The organism is Candidatus Arthromitus sp. SFB-mouse-NL, from assembly GCF_000709435.1.
Taxonomy (GTDB): domain Bacteria; phylum Bacillota; class Clostridia; order Clostridiales; family Clostridiaceae; genus Dwaynesavagella.
The window spans coordinates 1-21,993 of record NZ_CP008713.1 but is presented as its reverse complement, the minus strand read 5'-3'; the positions used below and the strand labels follow the sequence as shown (position 1 = coordinate 21,993).

General features: G+C 24.1%; 13 protein-coding genes and 4 tRNA genes. 1 reads left to right on the top strand and 16 read right to left on the bottom strand.

Annotated elements, in window-relative coordinates:
* Positions 1–2: 2 nt before the first annotated feature.
* Positions 3–971 (bottom strand): 3'-5' exoribonuclease YhaM family protein, encoded by a 969-nt coding sequence (locus SFBMNL_RS00085; RefSeq protein ID WP_005804996.1) that lies wholly within the window; start codon positions 969–971, stop codon positions 3–5.
* A gap of 82 nt (positions 972–1,053) precedes the next feature.
* On the opposite strand from SFBMNL_RS00085, the gene SFBMNL_RS00080 reads away from it, so the two are divergent.
* On the top strand, positions 1,054–2,226 hold the full coding sequence (locus SFBMNL_RS00080; RefSeq protein ID WP_042293903.1) for a CCA tRNA nucleotidyltransferase: 1,173 nt from the start codon (positions 1,054–1,056) through the stop codon (positions 2,224–2,226).
* Here SFBMNL_RS00080 and addA read toward each other — a convergent pair.
* The 15 genes from addA to dnaA form a co-directional block, all read right to left on the bottom strand.
* Complete coding sequence (addA, locus tag SFBMNL_RS00075) at positions 2,216–5,797, bottom strand: helicase-exonuclease AddAB subunit AddA (protein ID WP_042293901.1); 3,582 nt, start codon at positions 5,795–5,797, stop codon at positions 2,216–2,218. The genes SFBMNL_RS00080 and addA overlap by 11 nt on opposite strands.
* A complete protein-coding gene (locus tag SFBMNL_RS00070; RefSeq protein WP_042293899.1) occupies positions 5,797–9,192 on the bottom strand; it encodes a PD-(D/E)XK nuclease family protein in 3,396 nt (1,131 codons plus the stop codon). The genes addA and SFBMNL_RS00070 overlap by 1 nt, the downstream gene beginning before the upstream one ends.
* A 212-nt stretch (positions 9,193–9,404) precedes the next feature.
* Positions 9,405–9,495 (bottom strand) — tRNA-Ser (locus SFBMNL_RS00065).
* An 8-nt stretch (positions 9,496–9,503) separates the two neighbouring features.
* A tRNA-Ser gene (locus tag SFBMNL_RS00060) sits at positions 9,504–9,594 on the bottom strand.
* Between the two features lie 71 nt (positions 9,595–9,665).
* Entirely contained in the window at positions 9,666–11,267 is a 1,602-nt protein-coding gene (locus SFBMNL_RS00055; protein ID WP_009068178.1) for a hypothetical protein, read from the bottom strand.
* A gap of 28 nt (positions 11,268–11,295) precedes the next feature.
* Entirely contained in the window at positions 11,296–12,582 is a 1,287-nt protein-coding gene (serS, locus tag SFBMNL_RS00050; RefSeq protein WP_042293893.1) for a serine--tRNA ligase, read from the bottom strand.
* A 67-nt stretch (positions 12,583–12,649) separates the two neighbouring features.
* The gene (locus tag SFBMNL_RS00045) at positions 12,650–13,156 is read right to left on the bottom strand and encodes an HD domain-containing protein (RefSeq protein ID WP_005805004.1); all 507 of its coding nucleotides are present in this window, start codon (positions 13,154–13,156) and stop codon (positions 12,650–12,652) included.
* A gap of 83 nt (positions 13,157–13,239) precedes the next feature.
* Positions 13,240–13,315, bottom strand: a tRNA-Ala gene (locus tag SFBMNL_RS00040).
* A gap of 1 nt (position 13,316) precedes the next feature.
* A tRNA-Ile gene (locus tag SFBMNL_RS00035) sits at positions 13,317–13,393 on the bottom strand.
* Between the two features lie 81 nt (positions 13,394–13,474).
* A complete protein-coding gene (gyrA, locus tag SFBMNL_RS00030) occupies positions 13,475–15,904 on the bottom strand; it encodes a DNA gyrase subunit A (RefSeq protein ID WP_042293890.1) in 2,430 nt (809 codons plus the stop codon).
* Between the two features lie 18 nt (positions 15,905–15,922).
* Positions 15,923–17,842, bottom strand: a complete 1,920-nt coding sequence (gyrB, locus tag SFBMNL_RS00025; RefSeq protein ID WP_014017784.1) for a DNA topoisomerase (ATP-hydrolyzing) subunit B — start codon at positions 17,840–17,842, stop codon at positions 15,923–15,925.
* 31 nt (positions 17,843–17,873) lie between these two features.
* Entirely contained in the window at positions 17,874–18,131 is a 258-nt protein-coding gene (gene remB, locus SFBMNL_RS00020; RefSeq protein ID WP_005805007.1) for an extracellular matrix regulator RemB, read from the bottom strand.
* A 1-nt stretch (position 18,132) separates the two neighbouring features.
* The gene (gene recF / locus SFBMNL_RS00015; RefSeq protein ID WP_042293885.1) at positions 18,133–19,233 is read right to left on the bottom strand and encodes a DNA replication/repair protein RecF; all 1,101 of its coding nucleotides are present in this window, start codon (positions 19,231–19,233) and stop codon (positions 18,133–18,135) included.
* 65 nt (positions 19,234–19,298) lie between these two features.
* Positions 19,299–20,405 carry a DNA polymerase III subunit beta gene (gene dnaN / locus SFBMNL_RS00010; RefSeq protein WP_042293882.1) on the bottom strand — a complete coding sequence of 369 codons (1,107 nt, stop codon included), beginning with the start codon at positions 20,403–20,405 and terminating at the stop codon, positions 19,299–19,301.
* Between the two features lie 229 nt (positions 20,406–20,634).
* Complete coding sequence (gene dnaA / locus SFBMNL_RS00005) at positions 20,635–21,993, bottom strand: chromosomal replication initiator protein DnaA (protein ID WP_007439964.1); 1,359 nt, start codon at positions 21,991–21,993, stop codon at positions 20,635–20,637.

Genomic DNA, 21,993 nt, shown 5'->3' with positions numbered 1-21,993 from the left:
ACCTACTCCTCTAATAATTTCTTAGGTTTATATATTCTCCTGCTATTTAAAGAGAATACTCTATCTGACAAATCTCCCTCATTTATATTATCTATAATCTTTTTCATATCATACATTCTTGCATCTATAACATCTATATGATGAAGAAGTTCCCCTTCAATTATCATTGGCTTTATTGGACTTCCATATTCAGCCTCATAATGATGAGACAATATCATATGCTGAAGTAACATCCTAACTTCACTAGATATGTTTAAACTATTGCAAACCCTATCAACAAGAGTTATACCTTGTATTAAATGTGAAAGCATTTGACCTTCCACTGTATATGTACTTACTATACCTAATTCATTTGAATCCATTTCTTCAGTTTTCTCAATATCATGAAGCACTATTCCCGCAAATAGTAATTCTCTATTAACAAAAGGATAAAGTCCACATATGCTCTCACCAAGCTTTATCATACTTAAAATATGATATAATAATCCTCCTTTTATTGAATGATGGTTACTTTTAGCTGCTGGATAATATAAAAGTTTATCCTTTTTTATATCGAGTATAGCTAATAAAACACTTCTTATCTCCTTTTGTTTAAATCCAGATATTAAATTATAAAGCTCATCAAACATATAATTAGAATCCATAGGAGCACATTGAACATAATCATCAATATTTATATATTCTTTATCAAAATCATTTGATAAATTTTCAATCTTAAGTTGCATACTACCTTGCCAACTCAAAATGCATCCTTTTACTTTAACTAAAGTATTTTCTTTAAATTCATCATTATAATCATCTTTTAAATCCCAAAGCTTAGCATTTATATTACCAGTTTTATCAGAAAAATTAATATCTAAATATTTTTTATTACTAGAGTTTGTAAGTTTTACATGTATAGTTCTAATAAGATATACTCCTTGAATTCTTTCTCCTACTTTAAAATCCTTTATATTTATATGCCCTTTCATTTAACACCTCGATTTTTTATAATATTATTATATTAAAGTATTTTATATAAAAATGGAAGGTTTTAAGAATTAATAGTTCATTATGAAAAATTTTTTAAAAGATAATTTAAAAGAATTAATCAATATATTTAATCAAAATAATTTTGAATGTTACGTTGTTGGAGGAGCCATAAGAAATTATTTATTAAATATTCCTATTTATGAATTTGATTTATGTACAAATGCTCATCCAAAATACATTAAATCTTTATTTGAAAAACATATAAACATAGGTGAAAAGTTTGGGTGTATAAAAATCCATTTTAAAGGAGATTGGTTTGAAATAACAACACTCAGAATTGAAAAAGAGTATATAGATTTTAGACATGCAAACTATATAAAATTTATAAACTCACCATATGAAGATTCATTAAGACGCGATTTCACAATCAATTCAATTTATTATGATGGTAATAAACTAATAGATCCGATGCTTGGAACTAATGATATAAAAAATAAACTTCTAAGAGTAATTGGAGATGGAAACATAAAATTCAAAGAAGATCCCCTAAGAATTTTAAGATGCATTAGATTCAAATCAGAACTTGATTTTAACATAGAATACTTAACTTTACTTGCACTTAAAAATAACTTCAATTTAATAATAAACTTATCTAAATACAGAATAAATGAGGAATTAAAAAAAATTTTTAAAGGAGTAAATTTTATAAAATCTATACAATTATTAAACTTATTAAACTTCTTTTCACTTGTTTCAAATAAAGAGGTAAAATTATTTAATATAAATTCCTTAATAAATTCAGTAACTGATTTCCACCTAAGGATATTTTGTTTGTTTTATTTTCACTCAAAAATAAGTGATAATCTCATTTTTCAAATATTAGAAAGTGATTATAACATAAACAAAAAAAAGATGATAGAAATAAAAAAGGTATACGACGCCATAAAAAACTTCCAAAATAATAAACTATTTATAAAAAAAATTATTTTAAAGGAAAATTATAAATTCTCCCTTAAAATAATTTTAATAATATCTCATTATATAGACAAAATGATATTAAAAATTTTTTATAAAATAAAGTGGGGATATTCTCCATTAAAATTCAAACATATAAATCTAAACACACAAAACTTCGTAAAAAACAAAAAAGATGTTATTAAATATAATAAATATCTAATAACACTTCTCCATCTTAAACCATCTTTAAATGAATATAATACATTAATACATTTGATAAAATTTTTCAAACCATAAAAGCTTTATTATTCTCAAAAGAATAAATATAACTCTCAGAAATGTCTAAATTAAATATTTTATTCAGAGCAATCTTATAATAATAAAGTTGTTCTTTATACTTATTAGGAATAACTTTATTATTAAATATATGCTTGTCTGTTTTATAATCTATTAAAACTATGTTATCTCCATCAAAGAAAAACAAATCAATTATTCCTTGAATTCTCAAATCATTATTTTTATTTATCTTATCTACCCTATGATTCATCAAAAACTCAAATTCCCTATAAACTTTTCTTCTATCCTTATTAAAACACTCTATAACTCTCTTACCTAAATTACTTTCAAAAAATTTTAATATCTTATTTAAATTCAAATACTTAATATCATCATTAGAAAGCATCTCGCATTTAACCATACGATTTAGCTCACTTTCTAAATAATCATAAACCATACTTGGTCCTAAAACTATATTTTGCATAAAAAAATGATATAAATTACCTATATCTAAAGCTGTGTACAACTTTTCATTTTTGCTATCATCAATAAATTTAGGAACCTTAAAATTTATATTTAATTTCTCTTCCTCATCATAAGATAATATCTCAGATACAGATAAATTAATCGGCATATTAATCACATCATCATAATCATACTTAAAATTAAAAATATCATTTATATGATTATAACTTGAGGATTCTCTCTCCATAATACTTTCTAAATTTATATCATCATTTTCACTATCATGTTTCTCACCCTTTAAAAAATCTGATTTATTATATACATTAATTTTAAACTCACACTTATTTAAATCATTGTGTAATCCATTTTCACCTTTATATTCTCTAAGAATATATCCATCTCTATGTTTCATAAGTGAATTACACAAAAAATCCAAATAACTCTTACATTTATAAATATCAGCTACTCTTTGAAAATCTTTATCCGAATTGTATGTACCTGTTATAAATAATTTCTCCTTAGCTCTTGTTAAAGCCACATATAGTATTCTAAGTTCTTCTGAAATAATATTGTCTTTATGATCTTCTTTAATAATATTTTTAATAAACATATCTGTTTCTAAATTCAAATTGTAATCTATGTGATTTAATCCAATACCAAACTCATCATGCAATATTATAGAATTATTCAAATCCTTAAAATTAAATCTACCTGATGTATTACAAAGTATTACTACTGGAAATTCAAGTCCTTTACTTTTGTGTATACTCATTATACGTACTACATTTTCATTCTCAGATATATTTTTAGGGACTAATATATCATCTCCAAATTTCTTTGAATACTTCAAATACTCTATAAAATTAAATAATCCTGAAAAACTAGCAACCCTAAACTCCTTTGCCTTATTAAATATAATTCTTAAATTACTCTGCTTAGTTAATCCATCTTCCATAGTTGACAGTAAAAAATAATATTTACTATCCTTATATATAAACCAAATAAACTCATCAATTTTCATAAACAATGACTTTTCCCTATATTCATTTATCTTCTCTACAAAAAACATACACTTATCATAAAGAATTTTAAACCTGTCATAGGTTATTGAAAATTCATCATTTAAAAACACTCTATTTTCTACACAACAATTTAAATTCAAAATATACTTAATATTTTTATATATGTACTCATCATTATTTACAATTCTTATATATGCTAAATCATTATTTGAAAAATTAAATATTTCACTTTTAAGAACTGTAAGTATATCAACATCATCAGTAGGATTATTAATAACTTTAAGTAAACTTAATATTGTGATTACCTCAATACAATCAAAAAATTGATCCCCTCCATCAAAATATGATGGTATATTGTTTTTCTCAAGCTCTTCATGTAATAATTTTGATATACATGCACCATTTACATTCCTTACTAAAATAACAATATCCTTATATTCAATTTTCCTATATCCATTAATACTTTTATCATAAATTTTATATATTGTATCTTCAGAATTAATAAGCTTATTTATATATTCAATAATTAAGCTACACTCCACATCCTCCATTTCATTAATAATATCTGAATTTTTTTCATCATTTATTATAATTGAAAGAGTAACCTCTCCTTCACAATTTTCATTATTATTTTTAATCACTTTATAGTCACTTGCACAATTTAAATATTCCTCAGGTGTATATTCTATATTAGATATTCCATCTATCATAATATTCTCAAATATAAAATTAACAAAACTAATTACTTCATTCCTACTCCTATAATTATCATATAATAATATCTTATTCTCATTTCCTTCTACAAAAGTTATATCATCTACTTTTTTAAAATTCTTGTATTTTTTACTAAATAAATCTACTTTTGCACCTCTAAAACCATAAATACTCTGCTTAATGTCGCCGACCATAAATACATTATAATTATTCTTTATTTTATTTATTATATATTCTTGTATGTAATTAGTATCTTGATATTCATCTATAAAAATATATTTGAATTTATTTCTATAATTATCACATATCCTGGTATCATTCAAGAGTTTAATTACTAAGTGTTCCATATCATTAAAATCTACATAGTTTTCTGATAATTTTCCTAATTCAAATTTCTCCTTAAATTTACATACAATCTCAAATAATTTAATAACAATATTTTTCAAATCACCAATTTGCAACTTTAATATATTTTCACTTACAATAAATATGTTTTTCTTTAAAGAGTCTATAAAATCTTTTAATCCACTCCTTATTTCTTTATAATCATCACATAATTTTGGTAATCTCAAAAAATTAAAACTATAAATATACTCATATACATCTTCATAAGAATTATTTAATCGTTTTATAAATGAATTAATTATAAATATATCATTCTCTATAATACTATAAACCTTTTTATTATTACTAATTCCCAATAAAAAATCAGTTAACTTATTTTTATACAATGTAAATTTATTTATTAATCGTAACCGTAATACCTTACCTAATTTGGTTGAAAATATATCATCATTATCTTTTATTATGTAAATATCTGTACTTTTTTCTATAAATCCATCAATATCAACTATATTTTGTATAAATTCATAAATATATACAATTATCTCCCTTAATTTTACATCTGAATATTTTCCTCCATAAATATTTACTATAGTCAAAAAATCCTCATCCTCATTTTCATAATAAAAATTAAATGTATCATCAAGTGCATCACCAATTAGCATCTTTCTATGACTATCCTTAATTATTTTAAAATTAGATCCCAAATTTAATTTATAATAATTATTTTTTAAAATATCCAAACAAAAAGAATGAAAGGTTTGAATATTAGAATTACTTACTAACATTAATTGCTCTTCTAAAATATGTTTGTTTATATCATTAATGTTATCTTCTAATGCTTTTACAATTCTCTCTTTCATTTCAACTGCTGCAGCATTTGTAAATGTAATTACTAATATTTCATTTATAGATACACAATAATTCAATATTAAATTTATTATACGCTGAACTAAAACTGCTGTTTTTCCTGATCCAGCTGAAGCCGATACGAGCAAATCTCCGTTAATTAATTCAATAACATTTTTCTGATTCTTACTAAAATCCACTAATTATTTCCCTTTCGTATTAAATTAAAAAATAAATCTTTATCTAATTCATTAATAATCCTAAATTTATTTGTTTTCTTTGTAAATTTACATATTCCTACATAATTGCAATAACTACATCTCGATTGATTAATATCATCTAATACAGGACATACTTCTATATTTCCATCATAAATTTCCATAATTTTATCCTTAACAGATTCGTGTACAAATTCTAATATATCACTAAATTCATTTTCAGATAAAATACTCTCTAGAGAATTAACCTTAGATATTTCTCCATCTTTATTTATTTTTAAAGATATACTGCTTCCATTTCCATTATTTAAAATATTTTTATCGATAAGATTAATCTTTTTAATATCATTAATAATAAATCCACTATATCTGTAATACTTCTCAGTTTCTTTTATCAAATCTATATTCTTCTTATTCTTAATTATAGGTTTACTTATAGTAAAATAAAAAATACCACAAGGATTTAGATCAATATTATAATTATCTCTATATAATCTTATAATATAATCCATATACGCAATTGTTTGTATATTTAAAACATTATAAATTTTACCATAATCTATATCATGAATACTTGATTTATAATCAATAACATTTATAAACATCTCATCATTACTCTTACAAAAATCAATGCGATCAACTTTCCCAACAAAAGAAGCCCTTCTACCATCATTTAAAATTAATTCTATTTTAGAACTATTTTTTCCAAATTCAAATTCATAATATTTATGAAAAAATTCTGTATTTCCTAAGTGCTTACAAGTAAAAAATATTGCATCACTTATAATCTTCCTCACTTTTTTCCCAAAAGTTCTAAATTTAAAATTATTATTTAAAATATAACTCCCATTATCATAAGAAAAAATTATATTATTAAAATAATCTAAGGTAAATTTATCAATTTCATCTTTAGATAAATTCCCAAAATTATAAGATTTTATTATATTCTTACATATATTCTCCATTAAAAAATGAACTATGTTACCATAATCATAAGATTCAAAAGAAAATATCCTTCTAATCCTTACTTTTATTATATAATCTAAAAAATACTTGAATGGACACTTAGAATAAGTTTCTACAGACGATATAGAAAATTTTGTATCTTTATATATATAATTTAACATATCCAAATCAAGTAAATCTTTATAATTCTTACCTCTTATTCTCATTAAAAATATAGATATAAAATCCTTAAATTTATCATTATTTTTATAAAAATTATATAACTCCGTATGAATCTTAGATAATTTATTATTTAAAATACAATTTTTAAAATCCAATATAAAACTACTTAACGTACTATTCATAGAATATATATTATCTATTGAAAATTCAGTTTTTATAATAGTTTTGTTATCTTCAATTACTTTAGGAAATATTTTCTTAATTCTAGATATTAAAATCGATGGATTCATAGATCTACTATCCATATTTGATATAGAATAACTAATATATAAACTCTCCTTAGGTATATTTAATAGAGAATACATAAGATAATTTTCAGATAAATTCTTATCAATATTTGTACCTGAAAATTCAAATCCTAAATTCCTTATATAATTCTTTTCTAAGTCATTTATTAAATCCTCTTTTTTATAAATTTTAGGAAAATTTATAGAGTTACACCCTATAACAAATAATACCTTATAGTTACCTATCTTTAATCTTTCAATATCCCCTATTAATATTTCATCCATCCTCATAGGTACATGGGATATTTCAATTTTTGATATACTATTTATCAGAATTTTTCCGAACTCAGAAAAACTTAACATCTCATTCCTAAATATATCATTTATCTCATCTAAAACATTAAAAATATTATCTACAATTTGAACTATTTCATTAGCATTAATAAAATCATTTCTTAATTTAAGTGATTCACATATATATTGTATTTTATCTAAGAAACCAAAATCTTTTAAAAAATCATATAACTCTTTAATAAAATAATTTACACTATTTTTCCCTTTTACCTTATTAAATAAGGCCATTAATGGATCTATAATAATTCTTCGTATAGCATTTATTTTGTTTATATCAATGTTATCTTCATTTCCTCTTTCTATTTTGTATCTTATATAATACTCATCTATAAAATCAGTTTTCCATTTATATTTTGATATACCATTTTCCAACGAAAAATTTTCAATTAAAAATATTTCCTCATCATCTAAATCTAAAAGTCCACTCTTTATATACTTAAATAAAGCATTATTAGAAAAATTATTATCAAAAATTTCAAATATAGAAAATATAAAAATACTAAACATATTTGATGTTATCTCATTTTTTTTATCTATAAAATAAGGAATATTAAATTCATCAAAAGAAACTCTTATAAAATTCTCGTATGAATCAATATCCCTACATATAACCCCTATATCTTTATACCTATATCCTATATTTATAACTAAATATCTAATTTTTTTACATAATTCTTCAACCTCATAAAAGTTATTTAAACATTTATTTAAAAATATATTCTTAACCTCATAAGGATAAGGTCTAACATTATATTTCAAATAATTTCTATCTAAATATTTAAGTTCATCGCTTTTATGTACATCATTTAAATATACTTCTTCAATATCGTAACAATCTTTGTTGAAAAGTAATGTTAGAACTCTATTCTTTATTTTAATAATATCGTTATAAATAATACTATTTGATAACTCATCTATTGTAAGAGATACAACTAATTTATTTGACCTATCAATAATTATATTTAAAAACTCATATTGATAATATGTAAATATATCGAACCCATCTATATAAATATTATAAGAATTAAATAGATCCTTATTTTTTTGTATAATATCATTTGCTATTCTCATATCATCTAAAGAATCTAAATAATTATTATCTATATAATCATTATATAAATTATTTATATACATCAAATCACTAATCTTACTATATAACTCCGTATTAGGATTAATAGCATTTAATATACAATTAATACAATTATTATCTATATTATAATTCTTAAAATCTATTAACATTGATAATATTTCATCAGACAAATCAATGTTATTATTATCTTTAAAATATAAAAACTTACCATAATTATTCCTAATCAAATAATTAACTAACAATGACTTACCTATATTCGATATCCTATTTTTTGTTTTTCCCTTAAATATATTTAATAACTTAAACGTGAATTTCTTAAAATCCATTATCTCAAGCTTTGACAATGCATTTTCTCCTAAATACTCAAGTATCCTATTTTCCATCATAAAAGTGTTATGACTAGGAACTATAATTAAAATTCTATGATCATTAACATTTTTCATTTCATTCTTTATTTCATTCAATATATACTGTGTTTTTCCATAACCTTTTTTCCCAAATATAAATTTAAATTTCAATTTTACTCTCCCCAAATATAATTTGATAAAAACTCAAAATACTCAATTATTAAAATTCATATTAAAAAATATACTTTACCTATAAAAACAAAAATGTCTATATGAAAATATTACATAAAGACATTAATACATTAATTTTATTTGAGAGTATATGCTAAATACACTTTTTAAAATAAAATACAAAAAGGTGCTATAATATAAATAGCACCTTTTGGCGGAGAAAGAGGGATTCGAACCCTCGCACCAGTTTCCTGATCTACACCCTTAGCAGGGGTGCCTCTTTAGCCTCTTGAGTATTTCTCCAAAAACAATGGCGGAGAGAGTGGGATTCGAACCCACGGTACGCTATCAACGCACGCCGGTTTTCAAGACCGGTGCCTTAAACCACTCGACCATCTCTCCATTAGTTCATAGCTATTGTATTACAAACAAATATATTTGTCAATGTTTTTTAGTAATATAATAGTTATTTTTTACGATAAAATTTCCTTGGATTTATTTATATAGCTTTCCTTAAAATAATTATTTTTATACATTTCTCGATAATATTTCTGTTTGCTTATAGGTATCAATGTAAACTTTAATTGGCATTCTACAATACTTTTTAATTTTTCATCTAAATTGGTATCACCATTTATTATATCATTAATCTTATTTACATAAATACTTTTGAAATAATCATTAAAAATATTATTCAAAACTTCCTCATGTAAAGCTAATTCTTTTAAATCATCAATATTTTTAATATCACTATATAAAAAACCATAATATCCTGGTGCATATTTTATACGCTCATTGTTTTCTTCTAAGACTTCAATTTCTCCATACTTATCTCTTAATGATTTTAATTGTTCCTCATCTACTACTACCAAATGATTTTGAAGTTCAACTATCATATCATTCTTTTTTAAATATTCAATATTAGAATCATTAATAATAATATTTACAAAATTCTCATAAAGCTCCTTATATCTTTCGGGAATATTATACAAAAGATCATCTTCATAAAACGCTAAAGAATACACATTAGCTGGATAATTAAATATATCAAATAAAAACTTATGATTTATCCTATACGTCTTTCTATTATCACCTACAATATTTAAATTCTTTATTCTTTCAATCCTTAATGAAAAATCCTCTCTATTAGTAGGCTTATACTTTATATATAAAATTTGTTTTATTAATGATATCTTATCCTTAATAGATAATTTCTCATTATTTATGATTCTAAATACATCATTAACATAATTTACATAAACCTTTGAATCCATATTTTCAATTATATAATCATGAAATGCAAAATTTTCTAGATCCTCATTACTAATTATATTGTTATATAAATATCCATAATCATCACCTCTATATGTATAATAAGGAGTATTCAAATCTATTTCTCTATTATCTTTGAATTCATTAACATAGTAATTTTTATCATTAAATCTAAGAACTAAATTATCGTTCTTATCTCTATAAATTCTTAACTTTAAATAAATATCAGGATATTTTTTATGTTTTATATTTAAATCATAGGAATATTCTGATAAATATTGCTTTATCCCATTATAACTCATCTCATTATAAACATTATCTAAAACTATACTCTTAATAATTTCAGACTCTTCGTTTGATAAATCAAAACTTTTACCTCCATCTATACTTGACAATTCTTTATAGTACTTTGTAAAATCAAAATCCAATATAAATTCATTATAATAATTACTATAAACATATACACCTCCGTATAAATACGGATCCTCAACGTTTATATAATCTTGGAATGGATCTATATATATAATTTTTCTGGAATCTACTTCCAAAATATTTATATTTTCTTTAAAGTAATTGTTCTTATCCAAATACCCTATATTTGGATAATTATTATTACTTAAACCTATATAATTAAAATCATCATTGTATAATTTTATGAACTCTTCATTATCAAACTCTATAATACCATTATTATACATATATACTTTCTTAGTTAAACTATTTAAATTGATCAAAATGGAAATAATCCCCAAAATAAATACTACTAATATTAAAACAATTCCTTTTTTAATATTTTTAGTCATCAATAACCTCCTAGAAATTAAATACCAATTAAGATATAATTTCCAATCCATTAAAGTATTTCTTGAGTATTTCTGGTATAACAACATTACCTTCTGATGTTTGGAAATTTTCAAGTATAGCAGCAAATGTTCTGCCAACTGCTAAGCCCGATCCATTTAAAGTATGAACAAATTTAGCTTTAGACGAGCTATTTTCTTTGTACCTTATATTACTCCTACGACTCTGAAAACTTTCAAAATTACTACAACTAGATATTTCAACATACCTATTATAACTTGGCATCCAAACTTCTATATCATATTTAAAAGCCTGTGAAAATCCCAAATCACCTTTGCATACCTTAACAACCCTATATGGTAATTTCAATTCTTTTAATAAAACCTCAACATCATTAACAAGACTATCTAATTCATTATATGAATCTTCCTCTCGACAAAACTTAACTAACTCAACTTTATTAAATTGATGTAATCTTATCAATCCTCGTGTATCCCTACCGGCAGAACCAGCTTCAGATCTAAAACAAGCACTATAAGCTGCAAACTTTTGTACAGGATTTTGATCATTCAAAGATATTATTTCATCTCTATAAAAATTAGTCACTGGTATTTCCGCAGTTGGTATTAAAAAATAATCTCTATTTTCAACTGAGAATGCATCATCTTTAAATTTTGGTAATTGACCTGTTCCTATAAAACTATCTGTATTTGCCATATATGGAGGAATAAGCTCAACATACCCATGTTCTATTGTATGTACATCTAAGAAGTAATTTATTAAAGATCTTTCCAATCTCGCACCTAATCCTTTATAAAATACGAACCTAGATCCTGTAACCTTAGCACTTCTCTCAAAATCTAATATATCTAAATTTTTAGCTATATCCCAGTGCGATCTTATCTCAAAATCACATTTAGTTGGCTCTCCCCATCTCCTAATCTCAACATTATCGTCATCATCATTTCCTTCTGGAACATTGTTATTTGGTATATTAGGTATTCTAAGCATAATATAATTTATTTTATCATTTAAAATAAATATTTTTTTATCTAATTCTTTAATATAATCACTTAAATCTTTCATCTCTTTAAAAATACTATCAACATTTTTACCAGTTTTTTTTAATGAAACTACACTCTTAGATGAGATATTTCTCTTATTCTTCAATTCTTCCACTTTAAGTATATATGAATTTTTTTCTTTATAAAATTCAATGAGATCATCTATTAAATCAATAGGAAAATCTTCTCCTCTATTAGTAAGCTTCTGTTTAACAAAATCCTTATTTGAAACAATAAATTTTAAATCTAACATAAAAATCTCCTATACTAAATATTTTTAATTTCTCTAATTGTAAAATATTAAACTGTCACTTTTAAGATTAACAATAATTAGAATCACAATATTTTAACAAATTTATGTATTTATTATTTATTATTCTTTTTTCAGAATGGTGATATCTAATAGAATCTAAAAACTCATCGGAATATTCAAAATTTTTTAGAATATCATAACTGTATTTTGAATGCTTTATATATCTAAAAATCCGTTTTTTATTCATAAATAACACTAACTTTCTTGTTTTCCTATTGTTTATAACAATAACAACAAACGGTTTTAAAAACAAATTTAATTTCGAATATATCTTTCCAACATCATGAAGTAAGCACATCTTTATAACTAAATTAATTTCATAATTATATATCCCAAACTTATCATATACCTTTAAACATTTTTTAGCAACTTTTATACAATGCTGTTTTTCACTTTTTAAAAGTTTATTAAAATAATATAATTCTTTTTTATTTAAATATAGATTTAAAAAGTCTTTGTCTACTTTATAGAATACACTAAACATGTAAAATATAAATTGTTTTATTCTATTCATTATTTATTTCCTAACACTTAATATTTTTCGTAGCAAATAGAAAAGAGCACGTATACAATACGCGCTCTTTTCTATACTTATAATGGTGGAGATAAAGGGACTCGAACCCTTGACCCCCTGCGTGCAAGGCAGGTGCTCTCCCAACTGAGCTATACCCCCATGGTGGATCTTCAGGGACTCGAACCCCGGACCAACCGGTTATGAGCCGGTTGCTCTAACCAACTGAGCTAAAGATCCTTACTAAGAACAACTTATACGCTAATTATATATTAAATAATATAAGTTGTCAATGCTTTTCTTAGTTATTTTTTAATGTTATTATTCTTTTATTTTACCTATAGTTGTTATCTTTTCATTATTGTTTGTTTTCATAAGTTTAACTCCTAATGAGCTTCTTCCTATTTTAGAAATATCACTAGTTTTTATTCGTATTCCAACACCATTCGAATTAATCAACATAACATCATTATTTTCATTAACTACGCATGCACAAGATACTTTACCCGTTTTTTCTGTTATTTTATAGGTTTTTATACCTTTCCCACCTCTATTTTGTATAGGATAACTTTTTAAAGGAGTTCTCTTACCATATCCATTTTCACTTGTAATTAATAAATCTTCTCCATCTGTAGCAAGATCTATTGCAACAAGACTATCTCCTTTTCTTAAAGTAATAGCTTTAACTCCTGCTGCAGATCTCCCCATAGATCGTATATTTTTTTCATTAAATATTATAGCATATCCACCACTAGTTACCATTACAATATTAGCATCACCCTTTGTTTGTTTTACATTTAACAATTCATCATTATCCTTTATTCCTATAGCAATTAATCCATTTTTTCTTATCTTAGAAAACTCAGAAATTTTAGTTTTCTTGATTAATCCAAGTTTAGTAGCCATCAATATGTAACCACAATTATCTAATCCATCTAAACATAAAACTACTTGAACTTTTTCATTACTATTTAAATTTATTAAATTAATTATATTTATTCCCTTAGCCGTCCTTGATGAATCAGGTATTTCATATGCCTTTATATTATATACTCTTCCTAAATTTGTAAAAAATAGCAAGTTATGATGAGTTGTTGTATGAAAAATATTTTCTATAAAGTCATTTTCTTTTACAGTCATAGCTTGCATACCCCTTCCTCCTCTTTTTTGGCTAGAATATGTATTAGACGCCATTCTCTTAATATAACCATCATGAGTCAAGGTAACAACTATATCTTCTCTGTGTATCAAATTATCCTTATTTATATCATCTTCATAATACGTCTTATCTATATAAGTTCTTCTGTCAGTATTGTGTATTGACTTTATTTCCAGCAATTCATCCTTTATAAGATTCAATAAAGATCTTTCATTATCTAATATTTCTTTTAACTCTTTTATAAGATTCATTTTTTCAAGTAATTCTGATTCTATCTTATCTCTCTCTAAGGCAGTTAATCTTCTGAGTCTCATTTCCAGTATAGATAAAGCTTGAATCTCTGTAAGCTCAAATCTGTCTATTAAACTTTGCTTAGCTATTTCATTATTATTAGATTCTCTTATTATTTTAATAATTTCATCAATATTATCTAAAGCAATTTTATATCCTTCTAATATGTGCTTATTATTCTCAGCCTTTTTTAAATCAAATTTACTTCTTCTCGTTACAACTTCTTTTTGGTAATTTAAATAATGAATCAAAATATCTTTAAGATTTAAAATTTTAGGCTCATTATCAACTAAAGAAAGCATTATAACTCCGAATGTATCTTGCAGTTTAGTTAATTTATACAATTGATTTAATATTATATTAGCATTAACATCTTTTTTTAATTCAATTACGACCCTTATACCTTCTCTATCTGATTCATCTCTTAAATCATGTATCCCAATAATTTTTTTGTCTCTTATAAGCTCAGCTATATGTTCAATCAATCTTGCCTTATTAACTTGATATGGAATTTCTGTAACTATTATACAATTCCTGTTGTTTACTTCCTCAATCAAAACCTTAGATCTTACTATTATCTTACCCTTTCCTTTTTCATAGGCATCTTTGATTCCTCTCGTACCTAATATTATACCTCCTAAAGGAAAATCAGGACCTTCTATATACTTCATCAAATCATCTATACTTATATTTTCTTCTTCATTATCAATTAAATAAATTATAGCATCTATAACCTCCCCTAAATTATGTGGAGGTATATTAGTTGCCATACCAACAGCAATACCTGATGATCCATTAATAAGTAGATTAGGTATTCTACTTGGGAGAGTCACTGGTTCCTTTTCAGATCCATCATAATTATCCAAAAAGTCTACTGTTTCCTTATTTATATCCCTTATCATTTCTAAAGTAATTTTACTCATTTTAGCTTCTGTATAACGCATAGCTGCAGCAGAATCTCCATCAATTGATCCAAAATTCCCATGACCATTAATTAAAGGATTTCTCATTGAAAAATCCTGTGCCATTCTAACTAGGGCATCATAAACAGATGAATCTCCATGAGGATGAAAATTTGCTAAAACATCTCCGACTATCTTTGCACTCTTCCTATATGGTTTATCTGGGTAAAGAGATAAACTATACATTGAATATAAAATTCTTCTATGTACCGGTTTTAATCCATCTCTAATATCAGGGAGTGCTCTGCCTATTATTACACTCATAGAATATTCCATATAACATTTCTTCATTTCTGAACTTATATCTATATTTAATATTCTTCCTTCATTATTTGACATATATAGATCCTCCCATGATTAGATATCTAAATTTTTAACGTTCTTGGCATTATTTTGTATAAATTCTCTTCTAGGTTCTACTTTATCTCCCATTAATATAGAAAATATTTCATCCGCATAACTAGCATGCTCAATTGTCACTCTTAAAAGAGTTCTTGATTCCGGATTCATAGTAGTTTCCCATAATTGAACAGGATTCATTTCTCCTAAGCCCTTATACCTCTGAATAACTAGATTGTTCTTATTTATCTCTTTTAATTTTAAATTCAACTCTTCTTCCGTATAACAATAAAATTCTTTCTTGCCTTCTGAAACTTTATATAAAGGCGGTCTTGCTATATAAACAAATCCTTTTTCTATGACTTCAGGCATATACCTATATAAAAATGTTAATAAAAGGGTTCTAATATGAGATCCATCAACATCGGCATCAGTCATAAGAATTATCCGGTTATATCTTATCTTATCTACATCAAAATCTTGACCTATTCCGCAACCAAATGCCGTTATCATACATCTTATAGTTTCAGATGATAATATTTTAAAAATTCTCTGCTTCTCAACATTCATAATTTTACCTGATAACGGTAATATTGCTTGAAATTTTCTATCTCTTCCTTGCTTCGCTGATCCCCCAGCAGAATCACCTTCAACAATATAAATTTCACATTCTTCTGGATTCTTTGACGAACAATCAGCAAGTTTACCCGGTAATGCTGTTCTATCTAAAACAGATTTTCTTGTTGTTTCTCTCGCTTTTTTCGCAGCCTCTCTAGCCTTAGCTGCAATAATAGCTTTTTCACATATTATTTTTCCAATATTAGGATTTTCATTTAAAAATTCAGAAAAACAATTGAAAAATATATTATCTACAATACTCCTAACTTCACTGTTTCCTAATTTAGTTTTTGTTTGTCCTTCAAACTGAGGATTAGCCATTTTAACTGATAATACACACACTAAGCCTTCTCTAATATCTTCACCAATCAAACTTTTTATTTCGTCTTTATTACTTTCCTTTATGTAATTAAATTTTTTAGCATAATCATTAACACACCTAGTAAGAGAAGTTTTAAACCCTACAAGATGTGTACCACCTTCTTGGGTGAATATATTATTTGCATACGTTAATATGTTCTCATTGTAATTGTCGGTATATTGTATAGCTATCTGTAAGTTTAAATCATTTTTCGAGTGTTCAAAAAATATAACATCTTCAAAAAGAGCCTTTTTCCCCTTATTTATGTGCTTTATAAATTCTCTTATTCCTCCACTATAGAAGAACTCTTCAGAATTATTAAATCTAAGATCATTTAAATTTATTTTTATTCCTGCATTTAAAAATGCTAATTCTCTCAATCTTTGACTTAAAACGTCAAAGTCATACTCTGTTGTCTCTGTAAAAATTTCTTTGTCCGGAATAAAATATGTTTCAGTACCGGTATACATACTATTCCCAATTTTTTTAACAGAGTCTACCGGCTTTCCTCTTTTATATTCTTGAAAATATACATGACCACCCCTACTAACTTTCACATAACATCTTTCTGATAAAGCATTAACAACTGACGCTCCTACACCGTGTAATCCACCAGAAATTTTATAACCATTACCATTAAACTTACCACCAGCATGTAATACAGTCATAATAACTTCTAATGTAGACTTTTTTAATTTTGGATGTTCACCAACAGGTATTCCTCTTCCATTATCAACTATAAGTATTGAATTATCATCATTTATTGTTATAGTTATCTCGTCACAAAACCCAGCCAATGCTTCATCAATACTGTTATCTACTATTTCATACACTAAATGGTGAAGCCCTTTTTTTGAAGTACTACCTATATACATTCCTGGCCTTTTACGGACAGCTTCAAGTCCTTCTAAAACCTCTATTTGATTTTCATCATATTGATTGTAATTATTATGTTGCAATCAAATTCCTCCAAACGGTTTATATTAAAATTTAATTTTTACCATCACCAATTCTCTTAATTAATGTATGAGATGAGATTGGTGATAAAAAAATCTTACTTTTATTATCAATCTCTGTTATTACAACAGATTTAATATAATAATCATATGATTTATATACAAATCCCTCCTCATCAGATATCTTTAAAAAATCATTACTATCTTTAGACCTAAATGTTGTATCAACATTAAATATTCCTACTATATCTCGCTCCCTAACACTAACTTCATTTCCTATTTGAATATACAATTTAACACTCCTCTAAGATTTCACCTTTAGATATATTAAAAATCTTACATGGTCTTAAAATTTTTTCATGTATTTCAGTACAAGTTATAAACGTTTGAACATATGGAAGGAAATTTAACAAAAATTTTCTTCTTTTACTATCAAGTTCTGATAATATATCATCTAAAAGCAAAACAGGATATTCTTTTGTAATTTCTTTTATTATTTTTACTATACTTAATTTTATAGATATAATTGCACTTTTTTGCTGACCTTGTGATGAATAATTCAAAGCTTCCCTATTATTTATGAAAATCATAAAATCATCTCTATGTATCCCACTACTAGAGCTTTTCTTAATTTTATCAATATTTCTATTATTTTTTAATATATCTAAAATTTTATTTTTCATATTCTCATTATTTTTATATACATCTAAATCAATAAAAGATTTATAAACTATATTTATATTTTCTTTATTACAAGATATATCGTTATGTATACTTTTAGAAAATTTATTTAACATATCTATATATTGTAATCTCTTGTTAATTATAATTCCACTACATAAAGATATTTGTTCATCATACACATCTAATAATTTATCATTAATATTTTTTTCTTTTAACAAATTGTTCTTTAAATTCAGAACTTTATTATATTTAAGAATAGATTTTAAGTATATTTTATCAATTTGAGATATGTTAATATCTAAAAATTTCCTTCTAATACTTGGTGAATCTTTAATTATTCTCATATCTTCTGGAGCAATCATAACAACTTTTATATAACCTATAAAATCTGCTAATCTGTTAATATCCAAATTATTTATGCTAACATTCTTACCCTTTAATTTATCAAATTTTAAATATGTTACTATTTTTTTATCATTATCATTTGTGATATCAGTAAATATTTCTGTATATTCTTCTTTAAAATTAATTAAATCATTTAACTTTATTGTTCTATGAGACTTTAATAGTGAAAGAAAATAAATTGACTCTAGTATATTTGTTTTCCCTTCACCATTATTACCTATTAAAATATTTAAATCTTTATGTAAATTAATACTTATATTTTTATAATTTCTAAAATTTTTTAATCTTATATCGTTAAAATACATTTTATCTCCAAATAAAATTTTAAGATCATTTATTTTAAAATAAATGATCTTAAAATCTAAATATATTAAACAATAAATCTAACAGGTAAAACCATATATTTTGAATTATCATTTTTAATGCTTTTAATTATACATGGGGTTATATTATTATTAAATTTTAATTCAACTTCATCTTCTGGAATCGATTTAATTGCATCTACAAGATATCTAGAATTAAACGCTATATCTAAATCTATTCCATCTTTTTTTATTAATATTTCCTCTTTTAATTGTCCAAAAGATGAGTGAGATTTCAATAATAATTTATCTTTTTTTATTTCCATTTTAACTAAATTATTATTTTTATCCTTAGTTAATAATGTTGATCTCTCTAATCCATTAATTAACTCATATTTAGATACAATAATAGATAATTTATATTCTTTTGGAAGTATTGAATCATATTTTATAAAATCACCCTGAAGCAATCTTAATATTATTTTATCATTACTTATATTTACCATTATGAAATTACTTGTAAGATATATTTCAATTAAATCATCTGTTTCTTTAAGTATTTTATTTAATTCATTCAAAGTTCTAGCAGGAACTATTATATTTATATTATAACTATTATCTACAATTTCACTTTTTAATGCAAGTCTAAATCCATCAAGAGCTACAAAAGTTAAAATATTATTTTTTATATTTATAAGAACTCCCGTAATTATGCCTTTTGATTCATCAAATGATGCTGAAAATGTTGTGCTTTTTATCATATTTTTTAATACAGATTGTTTTAAAAAGATTTTATTTTTAAAATCCACTTGAGGTATTTTAGGATATTCTTCAGAATCTAAATTTAATAAATTAAATTCAGTATTACCTGATGAAATAATTATATTTTTTTTATTTAATTTATTATTCTTAATTTCTATTTTTTCCATTGGTAATCTTTTTACTATTTCCCCAAATAATTTAGAATCTAAAAGCAAGTTTCCTTTTTCAATAACTTCTGCATTAACATTTGTTTCAATTGATAAATCTGTATCTACAGCAGTCATTGTTAATTTATTATCATCAACTTGCATAAATATGCAACCTAAAACAGGAGAATTTCCCCTACTAATTATAGCCTTTTGAACAATATTTATTTTTTCAACTAATTCTAATTTATTGCAAAAAAATTTCATATTTAAACCATCCTTAAAAATTAAATAAAAAATTATAAAATATTAGTAGTAATAGTAGTAGGTTATGTTAGTTTTGTGGAAACAACATTTTTTGTACAAAATAAGTTGTTTAATAGAAATAATTTTGTTGATATTAATTTGGAATAATGTAAAAAATATAGTAAATTATTAAGTGGAAATTTATAATTTTAAATAATAAAAAAATAAGTTATAAACATTATTTAGAAAATTATTTATTATTAGTTATTTTATTAGATAATTCAATGATTAAATTATTAAATTCAGGATCAGATTCTATTTTATTTAATATTTTTTCATAAGCATGTATTACTGTGGTATGATCCCTTCCTCCAAACTTCTCACCTATTTTAGGTAGAGACGAATCTGTAAGTTTTCTGCATAAATACATTGCAATTTGTCTAGGAAAAGCTATATTTTGGGTTCTTCTTTGGGATTTTATTATATCTATAGTTAAATCAAAGTAATTAGATATTGTTTCTTGTATGTATTCAATTGTAATAATTTTTGAATTTTTAATATTAATTAAATCTTTTAGTGCTTCTTTAGCTAACTCAAGGGAAATGTTGCTGTTTGTTAAATTTGTATAAGCAACAACTCTTAAGAGAGCTCCTTCTAATTCACGAATATTTGATTTAATTTTTGTTGCTATATATATGAGTACTTCATTAGGAACGTTTAATTTATCCACATCTGCTTTTTTTCTTAATATAGCTATTCTTGTTTCGTAATCTGGTGGTTGTATGTCAGCAATAAGTCCCCATTCAAATCTTGATCGTAACCTTTCTTCAAGTGTTTTTATTTCTTTGGGTGGTCTATCACTTGATAATATAATTTGTTTATTAGATTCATGCAAAGAATTAAATGTATGGAAAAACTCTTCCTGAGTACGTTCTTTACCAGCAATAAATTGAACATCATCAATAAGTAAAACATCTACAGTTCTATATTTATCTCTAAATTCTATATTTTTATCATCTTTTATTGCACTAATTAGCTCATTGATAAATTTTTCTGAGGTAACATATACAACTTTTAAGTTAGAGTTATTTTCATTAATTAAATGACCTATGGCATGCATTAAGTGTGTTTTTCCTAAACCAACTCCCCCATATATAAATAGTGGATTGTATGCTTTAGATGGAGATTCTGCTACAGCTAATGATGCAGCGTGAGCAAATCTATTGCTATTCCCAACAACAAAAGTTTCAAATGTATATTTAGAATTTAAATTAGAGCTTAATGCAGTATTTAAAACGTTATCGTGAGCACTTAATGTAATAGTTTTATTTAAATCTTTAGAGTATTCACTCTTAAAGGAATCTTTTAAGATACATTTAACAGTATAGTGTTGTTTTGTTAAATTAAATATTATTGAAGTTAATGAATCTAAATATCTAAGATTTATAGTTTCTGATATTAGAGAGTTATTACAACCAATGATAATATTAGAATTATAAATATTTAAAATTTTTACATCTGAAAACCAGGTATTAAAACTAATATCTGAAAGACTTTTTTTTAATTCTAATAATATATCATTCCATAAATCGTTATAATTAAATTCCAC